The 13,845-nt window shown below is 34.2% G+C and carries 18 protein-coding genes and 1 pseudogene; 2 read left to right on the forward strand and 17 right to left on the reverse strand.

What is annotated here, in order from left to right; all coding sequences use genetic code 11:
• Positions 1-482: 482 nt before the first annotated feature.
• Positions 483-770 (reverse strand): hypothetical protein, encoded by a 288-nt coding sequence (locus tag A9G11_RS07825; protein ID WP_065619055.1) that lies wholly within the window; start codon positions 768-770, stop codon positions 483-485.
• On the reverse strand, positions 745-1,002 hold the full coding sequence (locus tag A9G11_RS14190; RefSeq protein WP_141674376.1) for a transposase: 258 nt from the start codon (positions 1,000-1,002) through the stop codon (positions 745-747). The genes A9G11_RS07825 and A9G11_RS14190 overlap by 26 nt, the downstream gene beginning before the upstream one ends.
• Before the next feature lie 8 nt (positions 1,003-1,010).
• On the opposite strand from A9G11_RS14190, the gene A9G11_RS07830 reads away from it, so the two are divergent.
• Positions 1,011-1,466, forward strand: a complete 456-nt coding sequence (locus tag A9G11_RS07830; protein ID WP_065619056.1) for an IS3 family transposase — start codon at positions 1,011-1,013, stop codon at positions 1,464-1,466.
• 243 nt (positions 1,467-1,709) lie between these two features.
• Positions 1,710-1,907 (forward strand): hypothetical protein, encoded by a 198-nt coding sequence (locus A9G11_RS14195; RefSeq protein WP_141674377.1) that lies wholly within the window; start codon positions 1,710-1,712, stop codon positions 1,905-1,907.
• A 383-nt stretch (positions 1,908-2,290) separates the two neighbouring features.
• On the opposite strand, the gene A9G11_RS07835 is transcribed toward A9G11_RS14195, so the two are convergent.
• From A9G11_RS07835 to A9G11_RS14800, 15 genes and pseudogenes are all read right to left on the reverse strand, one after another.
• On the reverse strand, positions 2,291-2,854 hold the full coding sequence (locus A9G11_RS07835) for a biotin transporter BioY (RefSeq protein ID WP_065619057.1): 564 nt from the start codon (positions 2,852-2,854) through the stop codon (positions 2,291-2,293).
• A gap of 22 nt (positions 2,855-2,876) precedes the next feature.
• The gene (gene madM, locus A9G11_RS07840; RefSeq protein ID WP_065619058.1) at positions 2,877-3,644 is read right to left on the reverse strand and encodes a malonate transporter subunit MadM; all 768 of its coding nucleotides are present in this window, start codon (positions 3,642-3,644) and stop codon (positions 2,877-2,879) included.
• 12 nt (positions 3,645-3,656) lie between these two features.
• Complete coding sequence (madL, locus tag A9G11_RS07845) at positions 3,657-4,058, reverse strand: malonate transporter subunit MadL (RefSeq protein WP_065619059.1); 402 nt, start codon at positions 4,056-4,058, stop codon at positions 3,657-3,659.
• Between the two features lie 48 nt (positions 4,059-4,106).
• Positions 4,107-4,319, reverse strand: a complete 213-nt coding sequence (locus A9G11_RS07850; protein WP_065619060.1) for an acetyl-CoA carboxylase biotin carboxyl carrier protein subunit — start codon at positions 4,317-4,319, stop codon at positions 4,107-4,109.
• 44 nt (positions 4,320-4,363) lie between these two features.
• Positions 4,364-5,098 (reverse strand): malonate decarboxylase holo-[acyl-carrier-protein] synthase, encoded by a 735-nt coding sequence (gene mdcG, locus A9G11_RS07855; protein ID WP_065619061.1) that lies wholly within the window; start codon positions 5,096-5,098, stop codon positions 4,364-4,366.
• Between the two features lie 4 nt (positions 5,099-5,102).
• Positions 5,103-6,203: an acyl carrier protein gene (locus A9G11_RS07860; RefSeq protein WP_065619062.1), complete on the reverse strand. Its 1,101-nt coding sequence runs from the start codon at positions 6,201-6,203 to the stop codon at positions 5,103-5,105.
• 71 nt (positions 6,204-6,274) lie between these two features.
• Positions 6,275-7,156: a biotin-independent malonate decarboxylase subunit gamma gene (mdcE, locus tag A9G11_RS07865; protein ID WP_065619063.1), complete on the reverse strand. Its 882-nt coding sequence runs from the start codon at positions 7,154-7,156 to the stop codon at positions 6,275-6,277.
• Between the two features lie 12 nt (positions 7,157-7,168).
• On the reverse strand, positions 7,169-8,149 hold the full coding sequence (locus tag A9G11_RS07870) for a biotin-independent malonate decarboxylase subunit beta (protein ID WP_065619064.1): 981 nt from the start codon (positions 8,147-8,149) through the stop codon (positions 7,169-7,171).
• 2 nt (positions 8,150-8,151) lie between these two features.
• Positions 8,152-8,493, reverse strand: a complete 342-nt coding sequence (gene mdcC, locus A9G11_RS07875; RefSeq protein WP_065619065.1) for a malonate decarboxylase acyl carrier protein — start codon at positions 8,491-8,493, stop codon at positions 8,152-8,154.
• Positions 8,494-8,511: 18 nt separating this feature from the next.
• On the reverse strand, positions 8,512-10,179 hold the full coding sequence (gene mdcA, locus A9G11_RS07880; RefSeq protein WP_065619066.1) for a malonate decarboxylase subunit alpha: 1,668 nt from the start codon (positions 10,177-10,179) through the stop codon (positions 8,512-8,514).
• A gap of 45 nt (positions 10,180-10,224) precedes the next feature.
• Entirely contained in the window at positions 10,225-11,007 is a 783-nt protein-coding gene (locus tag A9G11_RS07885; RefSeq protein WP_065619067.1) for a biotin--[acetyl-CoA-carboxylase] ligase, read from the reverse strand.
• A 12-nt stretch (positions 11,008-11,019) separates the two neighbouring features.
• The gene (gene madB, locus A9G11_RS07890; protein ID WP_081298475.1) at positions 11,020-12,222 is read right to left on the reverse strand and encodes a Na+-transporting malonate decarboxylase, carboxybiotin decarboxylase subunit; all 1,203 of its coding nucleotides are present in this window, start codon (positions 12,220-12,222) and stop codon (positions 11,020-11,022) included.
• 9 nt (positions 12,223-12,231) lie between these two features.
• Complete coding sequence (locus A9G11_RS14685) at positions 12,232-12,363, reverse strand: hypothetical protein (protein WP_255308536.1); 132 nt, start codon at positions 12,361-12,363, stop codon at positions 12,232-12,234.
• A 291-nt stretch (positions 12,364-12,654) separates the two neighbouring features.
• Positions 12,655-13,083 carry a HutP family protein gene (locus tag A9G11_RS07895; protein WP_065619069.1) on the reverse strand — a complete coding sequence of 143 codons (429 nt, stop codon included), beginning with the start codon at positions 13,081-13,083 and terminating at the stop codon, positions 12,655-12,657.
• A 123-nt stretch (positions 13,084-13,206) separates the two neighbouring features.
• Positions 13,207-13,290: pseudogene (locus A9G11_RS14800) on the reverse strand (IS1595 family transposase); the annotation flags it as partial.
• Positions 13,291-13,845: the final 555 nt, after the last annotated feature.

Consider the following 13,845-nt stretch of genomic DNA (forward strand, 5'->3'; position numbering starts at 1 on the left):
TGGCAAGAAGCTGACTTATAGGTTTTATTACTTCTTTCATTTTGGATACGGTGATTAGATTTTAATTCTCTTTAAAAACAGTTTTAGTTTTATCTGATATTTTTATTAGATTCAATAAAAGAGACAGTTATATTGTGTAAATAATATATTGAGCTATGTTTTTGTATATTTTAAACAATCAATATTATAAAATTACTAATCATCTGATAAAATTGTGGTGTAGATTTATATATAATTTTGTTGCTATTTTGTATAAATAATAATCCCAAATAAATCTGAAATCAAATAAATCATGTTTAAATACATCAAGGATATTTGGCTTGGTCAAATCTTAGATTTTAGAATTATTAATGACGATTTTATATGTATCTACCTTTCTTTATAGCTTCCCTTTGTTACTCAATGTAGATAGTTATAGCCTATATTAATCATAAGTTAGTCTTAGCAATACAAGCGATCGGTTGGTTGGTAATAGGAAGTAGTCATTCTTTTTTTAAATCACAATAGTTACCTGATAATAATAAATCAACGTTTTTAACCTTATAATGTGTTGATTCACAGAGATTATTCTTATTTTGACTAGCTTCAAAATAGTATTTATTACCTGCTTTCCACAAAATCCCTTCCAAATATGATTGATTTTCATTACGAATTTCCGTTATTTTTTGCCAAGAATTTGCAGAAATATTCGCGAGTTTAATCATCACTGTTTCGATATATTTAACTCTTTTATTGTAACGACTGTTATATCGAATTTCGACTGCTGTCACTCATAAAATCCATTGACCAACATTTACCTTGTTTATCGGCAACGGATAACTTTTCCGGACTTCGTGGTGGAATACGTTTTTTCCGCTTTATCCTGATATTCAGTTTTAATTCACAATAAACCCGATATACATGTTTATGATTCCATTTATAACCAAGCTTTCTGATGCGGTTAAAACATTTAGGAAAACCCCAACGTAAATGTTGGTCGGTAATTGTATTGATTATTTTCAATGGATTTTATGAGTGACAGCAGTCAAAATCAACGTAGATTTAGGACTTTCAATGTCATTGATGACTTTAACCGAGAGGCATTAGGTATTGATATAGCAGTGTGTTTACCAGCCAGAAGAGTGACCCGTTATCTCGATAAACTGGCTGAGTATTATGGTTATCCATTAAAAGTAAGAGTAGATAATGGACCAGAATTTACCGGAAACGTATTCAATAATTGGGCTGACGCACATGGCATAACTATAGATTACATCAATCCGGGGTGTCCTTATCAAAATGGCTATATAGAACGATTTAATCGTACTTATCGAACAGAAGTATTGGATTTATATGTTTTTAACAACCTGAAACAAGTAAGGAAAATAACAGAGGAGTGGTTAACCATTTATAATACCGAAAGACCCCATGAGGCATTAAATAATATGACGCCGATTGAATATAAAACACTAAAACACCCAGAGTAATTTTCTAGGTGAATTGTGTACTAAGAATGGGGTATTTACATTTTAAAAACTCACATTCTTCAAATTTAACTTTAGCCGTTTAAATAAGATTAAACGGTATAGACTCCTGAATTATTTTTACATCATTAAAGCCCTCTATCAGAAAAACAAAACACCACTAAGTTATGGTGGTGGGCTGGAATACAGTTGTGATTTGGTGGATATGATATCACGGTAGGCAATCATATCGAGTTAACCGGAGCGGTGATAGCTTCAGAAGCAGATGATAAAACCCGTAATCGTTTAGAAACAGGAACGATAGGCTTTAGTGATATTAAAAACAAGGCGGAATATAATGTAAGCAGTATTTCGGTGTCAGGAGGAGCGAGTTATGGCAATCAAGGAGATAGTGGCGGATCGAACAAGTTAACACCGACAAGCAACAAGCCATCGGTGTATTAACATGGAGATAAATCATCAAATATCACCCACTCGGCGATATCGGAAGGCGAATTAATCGTTCGTGATAAAGAGGGACAAAAACAAGATATCAATCAATTAAGTCATGATACTGATAATGTGCATCAAAAACTCAAACCAACTTTTGACAAAGAGAAAGAGCAACGAAAACAAGATATCGTAACGGGGCTGAAAGATTTAGCCGCACAATTAAAACAACTGGAGAAAAACCTTAACAAGGATGCGGTATTTACATCTATATGAGAAATTTTGTGTAACAAATTCCTGCAATGAAACCGATCACAAGTAACAGTAGTAAAACGCTTTTTTTGGAACGTTTTAATGCTCTATTTATAGGTAATTGGTTAAATGAGAAGCTTTTTTTATTAGCCATGTTTTTTCCTCAAAATAAGTTTTAAACCGATTGGATATAGACATTTATACCAAAGAATGACAAACAACGTATTTATCATTATTACTGGAATAAAAGGAACAATTCCCATTGATAGTATTTGTGTCCAAGAGAATGTTGGTCTCGTCATTGCGTAAAATACAAAAATGCCGATTGAAAAAAATAATACTTGACTGAATATACTTTGTTTAAATAATGATTGAACACTTTTATTTGGAGTATTTACACCCATTAAAATAACAAAAGGTATTAATCCAAGCTGAAATCCACCCATAGTATTTGTAAAAAAATGAATTCCTTGAGTATTATATGAAAATAAAGGGCAGGGTATTAGACCAAGTAAAAAGTATAATAATACCGCTACACAACCATATCTGTTATGAAGTGTAACGCCAATGAATAAAACGATAATAAATTGAATATTCAAAGGAATGATAGAATTTACAGGGAGTAAGATATCATAACTAGCGCTCAGTAATAATGAAAAAACTATAATAAAAAGACATTTAATTATTATATCCATAGAATTAAATGTCATTTTTAAATTCCACTCCATTACTTTAAATAATTAAATTAGTTATTAAATAAAGTATCGATGGACACATTAAACAACCAAAACCGGTATAAAATGTTGCGACCACTGCTCCATAAGGCACAAGTCGAGGATCAGTTGCTGCTAATCCTGCTAGCGTACCACTTGATGTACCCATTAATCCGCCATAAACCATTGCACCTTGTGGATTGGTTACACCAAAAATTTTGGCGATAAAAGGAGTTGCTATCATCACAAATATTGATTTGACAATACCAGCGGCTATACTTAAAGCTATAATATCTGAACCAACATTTAATGCTGTTCCAGTCACTGGACCTACAATAAAAGTAACTGCTCCAGCTCCTATTGTTGCCACCTCTCTAGCATCCCTATACCCAAAACAATAAGCAACAACAGCACCAATGACAAAAGCACCTATAATACCAACAAACATTGAAACGGCACCTGAAAGACCTGCTTTTTTTAGTTCTTCAAATCTCGCTCCAAATCCAGTTGATACTATGGCATAGTCTCTCAACATTGCCCCACCCATAACGGCAAAACCAGAGAACATTGGGATATTTGATATACCTTTTTGCCCTCCTGTTATACTTCCACCAATATAAGCTAAAATTAATCCTGCACTAATCGCAATGGCTGAGCTAGCAATTCTTCCTTTCGTCACTTTTTTGGATATAAATGAGGAGATCCACATAATTAATCCGACAATCAAGAATGTCATTACAAAACCATTATTGATAAAAATGGTCTGTATTATTTTTAAAATATCCATATGCTTATCTCGCTATTTTGACTTATTTGATTCAGCTAATTCAGCTTCCCAGTTCTCATTGACTGTGGCTAATTTAGTAATAACTCTAATTAAAGGCCAAAGTAATGCGCAACCGAGTGTACCGGCAGTAAATGCCATTAGCCCACCAGAAACAGCCGCGTAAACATTTTGGATAGCTGACATAGCTACAACAATAGGTATATACATTGAAGACCAGAAGGTAATTCCTGATATAGTTGCAGGTTTCATCCAGCCTTTTTTTCTAAAATATTCATTACATGCCATGAGTAAAATCATAGCAAATCCAACTCCTCCAATATCAGCAGGGATCCCTAAGAGATGCCCAAGAATAGTGCCGAGTAAAACACCAACAAACATACAGAAACTTAATAAAGCTAGGCCATAAATAATCATGTGGATCTCCCTATAGAGATTGCATAAATGCAATCTCTATTTTCAGTATTACTCAACAATAAGAATGATATCGCCACTACTTAATCTAACACCAACTTCAGCTTTGATTTCTTTTACAATACCGTCAGCAGGTGCAGGAAGTGGATTTTTCATTTTCATTGCTTCCATAATTGCAACTTCTTGGTTTTTCTTAACAGAATCGCCGACTTTAACTTTATACTCGACAATTTTTCCCGGCATTTTAGCTTTTAATTCAGTCATTTTTAGCTCCTTTATAGTTCAGTTAATAAAATGTTAATTACGATTTATATGTTTAAATCTAGATATACAGACTCTCTAGATAATAAAGAAATATCATTTATCGATTTACCCAAAAGCGTTTTGCTATCACTACATAACTCTTTTAATGAAATACCATATCCATTAGAAAGATCGACTTCTGGATCAATACGTAACTTATTTTCTTTTTCTATTGCATGGATGTTATCCAATAGAAAATGTAGTTTATTTATGTTGTTGTTTGTGAAATGAGTAAATGACAAAATAATATCGAGATCGGAATCATCATGAATATAGTGATAGCCAGTGACTATCTCTAATGCAGTTGATCCCCAAATACCGATCTTCACATCATTTTGATGTTGAAGTATGAGATTCTTTAATGTCTTCATTACACGATTTGAGGTATAGTCTTGAGCATGCTCAATTACAATTTGAGTCACGTCATAAGGTGTAATGACATTGATAATCTCATTATTATCAGCATAATCTGCGATTTTTATTCGCCCTTGTTCATTTCGATGCCAAGAGGAAAAGGCAATAGCAACAGTTCCAGTTGGTGTTCGTTCATCTTTACGTCTTACTATGGCAGGAATTGAGTCAAAATAAGGTTGCGATAAATAACGTTGTTCATCTTGGTTCTCATCAGGTAGTAAAAGAGATTGATAAAATTTATTATCTCTCTGTGTTACACATAAGTTGTTTAATATTCTTTCCCGACCTTCACGGCTTATTTCTACTAGCATATGTCTTTTATACATAATGTTAGTTCCCCTTTATCCATGCTGGGTCTTGTTTTGAACTAGATTGCATTTGTAATTGGGCTTCAATTATTGAATCAAATAATCTTGTTTTTTCAGGACCTTTAATTACAGCAATAGCAGAGAAGTTTTGATAATCTTCAACTACTGATGGAAAATAGGTTAATTCTGTGGCGTCGGTATTAAATTTTATATGTGGACTTATTTTTACCACTCTTCCTTTTATACGTAAGATTGTTCTTGCTACACGGCTTATTGTTTCTATTGTTGGAAAGGTTGTTCCCGTAACATATACTTCATACTCCGGATTAGTTCTTTTTCTTTGATAGGATATAATTTTCCCTTCTCTATTACAGACGTGTCCTTTTGAACTAATAGGGAAACTATCTGCTAAAGGTAATCCTCCTGCTAACATTTCATGGTACTGTCCACCGATTGGTGATGGGATCATGGATATATCATCGCGTAAAGGAATGCCGTCTAGAGTTAACCAACCAAATTCTTGGCAACCATAAAGATCATGAATTTGCCAACCATATTGACTTGCCAATTCGATTAATTCCAATTTCAAAGGTGTGCCAGCACAAAGTACGATACAATCACGAGGAAGCAGTTCATAAAAACCTAATGAGGCGGCATCGATTAATGTTGAATAGATAAAACTAGATTCTCCAATAATGAATTTAGGTTTATCTTCACATAATGAAAGAATGAAAGCATCTCTTCCCGATCTTTTTAGAAAGTTCCAAGAAATTCCAACTGATCGTAGTGCGTTAGCACTAAAAACGTTGACTAAAGGAGCATAAGTAATAAGCGCATGATCGCCTCGTTTACCTCCAACTTGTGCCATAATTTTTTCAGCTACTAATTGACGTTGCTGAAGTTCAGGCTCTGTTACTCCAACAATATTTTGGAAGGCACTTGAGCCTGTTGTGAATGTGATGTAACTAAAATTGAAAGGCGTATGAACTTCTTCAATAACATGTGCTGCTGTTGCCCCTGCAATGCCTTTATCGGAGAGTGTCCGTTTGGGCATATCTTGCAAGGTTGGCGCAGAATCAATATCATCGACAATAGTTTTCAAACTGTTTAATAATATGTTCATAGAGGCCTTCCTTATCTTCTTTAAAACCATTTTCTAATTTAATAAAAAATCTGATTTTTTAGTGTTGTTAATTAACCGGCTAAATATCGACTTTTTATTGCATTAAATTGTTCATTCATTTTTTGAATAACAACTGGTCTGGTTGTTCTTCCGCCTCGTTTTTCACCAAGACATCCTCTTCCCCAAGGACCCAAAGCTTCATTGTTTCCTTGTTTTTTTAGCGATTTAACTTCATTAACATGAGCAATCACTTTTGGACGAATATCACTGATTTGATTAATAATCTCATTGATACCGCCTAATTTTTCGAAAAATTGAGGGCCAGCGGCAAAAACAGGATTTGATTTTGATAATTCAGTTAGATAGTCGAGATCTAATTTGGTTATGCGTGCAACAGAAGAAACTGGCATTACATGAATCATGGTGCCAAATTCAGGACTCATAGATAAAATATGATCTGCTTGTAATCCATGACATAAAAATGCACCGCTAATTGCGCGTCCAACAACTATTGCTACAATTGGATGCCCAGATTTACGAGCTTCAGCTAATGCTAATTGATATGCACCAGTTGATTTATTCATACCAAAAATTTCTTCTTGTTTTCCTGGTCCATTACCCGGAGTGTCAACAATCAAAATTAATGGTCTTTTATCTTCTATTGGTTTATCTTTATCAGCTTTAATGGTGGCATAAACAGTTAATGCCATTTTGTAAGCTTCTTCTAAACCTATAACCCCAGCATAAACTACCGGAAATTTTTCATTAGCCGCCATGGCGTCATTAGCAATTACGGTACAGATTTTGTTATCTAACATTGCAGTTCCAATAACTGCTCCAGGACCAAACTCAGTATCTTTAATGCAGAGGTCACCAACAATATTTTCCTGAAAGCTATCTTGATCGATAATAAAATCAATCGCTGCTCGGCCTTGTCCAATTAGTGTTTCCATCAGGTTTCTCCATTAAAATTTATAAGGTTCTAAACTATCAATATCTAATTTTTTAACCTGATTAAGAAAATCAGTTACCGTCATTTCAATTAATTCATCTGGATTGTCGTTATTTGCATATTTCCATACATCAACGGAATCTTTTGGTTTAAGGTCTATCGATAGTTTTACACATTTAAGTTGTTTTTTGACAAGCTCTTCAGAACCAATTCGTCGCAGTTTTTCGATATCATTCATAGTTAGATTTAAGACACTTTCTAGTTGTGATCTAAATGCTGAAATCTTATCATCGACTAAGAAGTTACAATCTTGCATGATATATTTATGCTTACTGCCTGTAGTACGGAAAACAAGAGAGACATCACTGGCATCAAACTCCTCTTTACCCATCTCTTGTTCTATTACTTCAGGTCCTGTTAAGCCAACTCGTCCATATTGATTCATGATAATTACATCGGTTGCTGCGGCTACAAACCCCATTCCACCAAAAGCGCCGATTTTACTGCCAACAAGGGTAATGATAGGAACTTTACCCCGACAGTTTTGAATTTGATCCATTACTTCGGCATGCGCTAATAGTCCTGCATTGGATTCTTGTAGTCTTACTCCACCGGTTTCAAAAGAGATAACCACTGCTGGACCTTGATTATCTTTGAGATTTGGATGTGTTTTTTTCATTTCATGGTAAGCTTCTAATGCAAGTCGAATGCTATTAACCATTTTCGCTCCATTAACTTCACCAATCGCACCACCGATAAAACGTCCTTCCATTGAAACAACAAATATTGGACGTTTACCAATAAGACCGACACCTGTTACCATTCCGTCATCAAATTCAACGGCTTCACCTAAAACCGGTAGATGCGGGCTTTCAAGTTTATCCATTGGTGAGGCTAATTCAGTAAATGTTCCTTTATCAACAATACCGAAAGCACGTTGTCGAGCGGTTGAACCTAAAAAACTGTTATTTTGAAGATTATCCCATTTTGACATTTCTATTCTCCTTCCTTACCAGCTGCAGCCAATTCGCCTATCGATTGATATAATCTAAGACTTACAACAGCAGGGGTTGCATTATTGTCATTGATCTCAAATAAAACATCATGAACACCCGACTCATTAACAAATTTCTGCAATACTTTTTCCCAAACATGTTCAAAACCAGTCACTGGGGTAACAACTTTGAATTCAGCTTTGTTGCTATTTTTCTTTGGATGAATGAGTACTTCCATATCTCCAGAACCTACTACACCAAAGTGAAAGTCGATATCAATTGGCTCTTTTAACTGCTCAGCTTTGAACTCAAAATGTAATGTATTTAATGATTTTTTTGTCATATCAATTTCTCCAATTTCTTACCAGCTATGATATCGTTTCGGTGGTTGATATAAGCCACCTGACCAATCAACTAGCTCACGTATATTTTTTGCTGCCAGAATTGAGCGATTCGCTTTATTTCTATCTATTCCTAAATCTTCAGGAGTTTGGATAATTCCTTTTTCCCTTAATATTTTGGTGATTTTCGGATCTGCTCTTAATCCTATTTCTGTATAACCTGCGACGCCTTCGATTGCTCTCATTCGTTCTTCTAATGTTCGACACATATGTAAGTTTGCAATCCCTTCTTCCGAAATGATATGAGTGACATCATCGCCATACGCCATTATTGGTGGTAAGGATAAGTTGGCATTTTTTTGTAAACCAAATGCATCTAATTGTTCTACATAAGCAGGTGTCATTTTTTCTAAAAATGTTTCAGCCATTTGAACTACAAGACGTTTACCACGAGGAATATTTGGTCCTATTTGGCCAGCTTGCGCAGCATATTCAGCGCCACATTTTAGCCATGCATCAGTTGAGTGACGTCGACCTTTTGAGTCACAACCCATATTTGGCGCACCACCAAAACCAGCAACCCTTTTGCTTGTAGCCGTACTACTGTTTCCATATTTATCGATTTGTAAGGTTCCGCCAATAAACATATCAACCGCATAATGTCCCGCTGTTTGGCAATAAGCACGATTTGAACGCATGCTACCGTCAGTCCCAACGAAGAAAACATCTGGCCGTGCATTACAATATTGTTCCATTCCTAATTCACCACCAAATGAATGAATGGTTTTAACCCAACCGCTCTCAATGGCAGGAATCAAAGTTGGATGAGGATTGAGTGCGAAGTGAGAACAACATTTTCCTTTTAGACCAAGTTCTTCACCATAAGTAGGCAACATTAATTCAATTGCTGCGGTATAAAATCCGATACCATGGTTAAGGCGTTGAATTCCGTATTTAGCATAAATACCTTTTAACGCTATCATGCCCATTAGAATCTGCTGATCGGTAATTAAAGCTGGATCACGGGTGAAGAGAGGTTCTAAATAGAATGGTTTTGGTGATTCAATGACGATATCAACCCAATCGCTTTGTATGTCAACTCGTTTCACTTTATCGACGATTTTATTAACTTGAGCGATAACAATTCCTTGACTAAATTTAGTCGCTTCAACTTGTACTGGTGTATCTTCGGTGTTGAATCCAGTGTATAAATTACCTTCTCGATCACCTTCGTAGGCACAAATTAGTGTGACTTTTGGTGTCAGATCCATGAAATACCGTGCAAATAATTCTAAATAGGTATGGATTGCACCTAATTCGACCTTACCACTATTAATAAATTCAGCGATTTGAGCGCCTAACGGGCCGCTGTAGGCGAAATCTAATTTTTTAGCTATTCCTTTTTCAAATATTTCAAGGAAAATAGGTAATGAAAGTGCAGATTGCACCATATGTAAGTTATTTATTTTGCTACTATCGACTTTAGACAAGCATTCAGCTAAGAAATCAGCTTGTTTTTGATTATTTCCCTCTAAATTAATCTTGTCTCCAGGCCGTATAACAGCTTCTAACAATTTTACTGTATCTGCTGCACTTACTTCTTTGCCATTTTTAATATATGGCATTGCAAGAGACATTCTTTGCAAATATTCAGTTTTTCTTGTATCCCACTTTTTGTTGCTACTCATTTATTTCTCCTTTTAGTAAAAATGGAGTGCCTGATCTAATTTTGCCTACAACTTAAATAAAATTTCTCCGGAATCCACAGAAACAGTCTCTCCATTAGATAAACGAACAATCAGTTCTCCTGTCGGTGATAACGCAGAAATGGTTCCTTCTTGTTGTTTATTATCGTTAAAAAAGATAATCTCTTTACCAATTGAACAGGAATGTTCAATCCAATCTTTTCTTATTTCGCTAAACCCTTGTTTTTGCCATTGTTGAAAATAAAAAATCACATTTTCTAAAATTGTCGTTACTAGTAACGTTCTATCTAATTTAACTCCTGTTTCTATAAATAATGAGGTAGCTATTTTTGCTATCTCTTGCGAAAAATCGGTCAGTTCATGTTCAACATTAAGCCCGATACCTAAAACTAAAATGTGTTGTTTTGGATTAAGTTCACTGTTTTTTAAAATGACATTCTCAATGAGTAATCCGGCACATTTCTTACCTTTATCGGAATGTAGGTCATTAGGCCACTTAATCTTCAAATTTAATTTTGTTAATTGATAAATAGCCCGTTGAATAGCAACCGCTAAAACTAAGGTTGATTGTGCTAACTGAGTTATATCTATAAAAACTGGCATCACAATGCTCATCAATAGACCTTTTGTATTTGATGATTCCCAGTTTTTTTGGTTGCGGCCATAACCATTTGTTTGTCTATCCGCAATAACAATGAAGTTATTTGGTCCACTTTCAGAAACAGCGTTTTTGGCATAAAGATTAGTTGAATCAATACACTCAAAGTGTAAACATTTCCAATCATTGATATAACGAATAGTAGGTTCCATAACTTTCTCCATTTATAACCAGCCAATAGTTGCGATATAGACACCGGTTGCTATTGCAGTTGTGAATGTGCCACAAATAGTTGCACCCATCGCAATTGGCATGATGACGCAGTATGGATTTTCTTGCATGGCTGCTTTTTGCGCGATTTTGGCACAGGTTGGCATACACGATACCCCAGCGATAGCAACGACTGGATTAAATTTGCCTTTTGTTGCCCAGTAGTAAATCCAACCACCAATAAGCGCTCCAATACCAGATACTGCTAAAGCAAAAATACCGATCACTAACAAAATAAAGATTTTTGGATTTAATAAAATGTTGGCATCACATAGCACACCTAAAATGAGTCCCATAAAGAAAGTAGAGCCATATAAAACAACGTTTTCTAAAAAGTTTTGTAACGGTTCAATTTCAGCTTCTTTAATCGCAATACCAAGGAAAAATGACATCATAAGTGGTGCGGCAACCGGTAATAACAAGCAGAGGACGGCACATAAGATGATAGTTACTGTGAATTTAGTTTTCTTACTGACTTCAGGCATATCAAATTCCATGTCAATACCACGATATTTTTTAGGTATCATTAGTTTGATTATGTATGGATAACCAACGTAAGTTAAACTTAAGTAAAGGTAGGCAATAACAGCGATTGGAACAAATAGATCTTTAGCCATTATCAATGAAGCAAAAAGAACCATTGGACCATCTGCACCACCGATTATTGCAGCAGCAGCAGCTTCACCTGGTGTTAAACCTAAATAGACACCAAGAATAAGTGCAGAAAAAGTACCTAGTTCGGCAAATATAGCCAAAGTCATACAGGTCCATGGACGAGTAAGTATAAAACTTATTTCACTCATGGAACCTATTCCCATAAAGATTAAACATCCAATGAGAGCGTTACTAAATGTTAAATTGTAAATAGGTTGAAGGAAATTCACCTGCATCACATCAATAATGGCATCAGGTTCAGAAACGAGTGGGTCTAAGATAATATTACCAAGAACACCATCACCCAAATATAACGATGCGGTATTTATTGCTATCATGCCAATACCCATTGGAACCATAATTAGTGGTTCTAATGTTTTTTTAAATCCTAGGTAAGCAAGGATGATGCCAAACAGAGTCATTAAAATTCTAGCAACCGCTAAGATTGGTGATTGCATAAACAATGACGAAATACCAGGAAAAATCTGTATTAGTAAATCCATAATAACTCCTTAATTATTTTCGTCTGATGAGTTATTAGGTTTGCTCATCACTTTACTTATAAAAATAACCAGAGCAATGACAATGTAAGAAATTGCTGCTGTTATGCCGTAACAAAATAGGGTATATAAAAAGATATTCATACGTTCTCCAAATATGTTTAATCTTCTTTAATCAAAAAATTTTCCAAAAAAAAAGCACATGCTTATCTCTAAGCATGTGCTTCTCGAATTAGTATAAAAATTAACAACTTGTGATTTTACAAACATAAAAAAACAGCCTACAAAAAAGGTTGGCCGTCAATTTACACTAATTCACTTTGGCGTTAATAAATTTTTACTAAGACACTTTACAAAATATTCACTTTAAACTGTCAAAATCTTATCACTAAAAAAAATTTGGTACAACTATTTTTATATTAAATGTGATCAATATCACTTTAAGTGCATAATCCCTAATCCCATTCGTTCATGATTAGTATATAGCGAAAAGGCAGAATATCCATAGGTTGCAACAGCAACCCAATTTTTGTTGGTTACCATGCTTACTTTCATTTTCAAACTAGAGTCAACAGTAGGTTGAACTACCATTGCATTTAGCGCCTCTAATCCAGCATGAATTAAAGCATGCAATTGACCAGATGTTTTATTGACTGTTTCTGTTGAAAGGGCAGTATTAACAATTGATTTTATATAGACATGGGATATTTTATCACTGATCCCAGTGATAAAAGTTACAGCAGCGCGATGTGTTGGTAGTTGATTAATATATTGTTTTAACGCTTTTTCTTCTTCTTCAGTGTCACTCATGGCAAGTAATACAGCCATTTTGCCAATTGGTGTTGTTTCAGTTATGGTTTGCATTTTTAAATCCTCATGATGCAATAAATAAAGGGTACAGTCCCAGATAACCAGGATGTTTTAATTTTTAACTATCTGTTTTAATTTAGATAATGGTTCTTTTGGATAAGAGTTATTAAATCGTCATTCACATTCTTCCAAAAAGTGAGAAAAATGTTTTTCCTGTACACCTTTAAATTTGCGTAAATGCCATTTAGCCTGATTCCAAAATACTTACACTCACTTGCATCTAATGCTTTATAGTTTTTAATTCATTATCGAGTATTTATAACTGAATTAGCTATAAACAGTGAAAATTGTCATTAATTTTAGTTTATTTTCATTGACCCATTTGACATCTGCTTTTGCTCTTAACTGACTACCAATAAATTTATTCGTTTATTTCTTTTAAACCAATTTAATCGTTTTTTACTCTTTTTTTCATTCTAAATGATTTTAATCATCAATTACAATCACTAAATAATTTTAATAAATTCAATATGTTGCAATTAAGGTTATAATTTTTTGGCAAAAAATCATTTTTATTAATATCGTAATAGCAATAAAAAACTATTATTTATATTATTACTATAAATTATCTATGGCATTAATTGCTACAAACTTATCAAGGAAATTTGGTTTGTGTTTTTCCTCGAATTTAATTTTTTTTATATGAATTTTTGTTCTAATTATTGTTATTTATATATATCAGTATTATTGGGTATTGCATCATGGTTAAATCTGTTAATTTTGTTGTGAAGTTACCTGATATGAAGGGAAAATTAC

Origin of the sequence: Gilliamella sp. wkB108 (genome assembly GCF_001690195.1) — a bacterium.
Taxonomy (GTDB): domain Bacteria; phylum Pseudomonadota; class Gammaproteobacteria; order Enterobacterales; family Orbaceae; genus Gilliamella; species Gilliamella apicola_L.

Coding starts and splice junctions, on each gene's coding strand:
- mdcC (WP_065619065.1), bottom strand. CDS start 8,493: ATGACAAAAAAATCATTAAATACATTACATTTTGAGTTCAAAGCTGAG.
- A9G11_RS07870 (WP_065619064.1), bottom strand. CDS start 8,149: ATGTCAAAATGGGATAATCTTCAAAATAACAGTTTTTTAGGTTCAACC.
- madM (WP_065619058.1), bottom strand. CDS start 3,644: ATGGATATTTTAAAAATAATACAGACCATTTTTATCAATAATGGTTTT.
- A9G11_RS14685 (WP_255308536.1), bottom strand. CDS start 12,363: ATGAATATCTTTTTATATACCCTATTTTGTTACGGCATAACAGCAGCA.
- mdcG (WP_065619061.1), bottom strand. CDS start 5,098: ATGTATAAAAGACATATGCTAGTAGAAATAAGCCGTGAAGGTCGGGAA.
- A9G11_RS07830 (WP_065619056.1), top strand. CDS start 1,011: ATGAGTGACAGCAGTCAAAATCAACGTAGATTTAGGACTTTCAATGTC.
- A9G11_RS07850 (WP_065619060.1), bottom strand. CDS start 4,319: ATGACTGAATTAAAAGCTAAAATGCCGGGAAAAATTGTCGAGTATAAA.
- madL (WP_065619059.1), bottom strand. CDS start 4,058: ATGATTATTTATGGCCTAGCTTTATTAAGTTTCTGTATGTTTGTTGGT.
- mdcE (WP_065619063.1), bottom strand. CDS start 7,156: ATGGAAACACTAATTGGACAAGGCCGAGCAGCGATTGATTTTATTATC.
- A9G11_RS07835 (WP_065619057.1), bottom strand. CDS start 2,854: ATGACATTTAATTCTATGGATATAATAATTAAATGTCTTTTTATTATA.
- A9G11_RS07885 (WP_065619067.1), bottom strand. CDS start 11,007: ATGGAACCTACTATTCGTTATATCAATGATTGGAAATGTTTACACTTT.
- A9G11_RS07860 (WP_065619062.1), bottom strand. CDS start 6,203: ATGAACATATTATTAAACAGTTTGAAAACTATTGTCGATGATATTGAT.
- mdcA (WP_065619066.1), bottom strand. CDS start 10,179: ATGAGTAGCAACAAAAAGTGGGATACAAGAAAAACTGAATATTTGCAA.
- A9G11_RS07895 (WP_065619069.1), bottom strand. CDS start 13,083: ATGCAAACCATAACTGAAACAACACCAATTGGCAAAATGGCTGTATTA.
- madB (WP_081298475.1), bottom strand. CDS start 12,222: ATGGATTTACTAATACAGATTTTTCCTGGTATTTCGTCATTGTTTATG.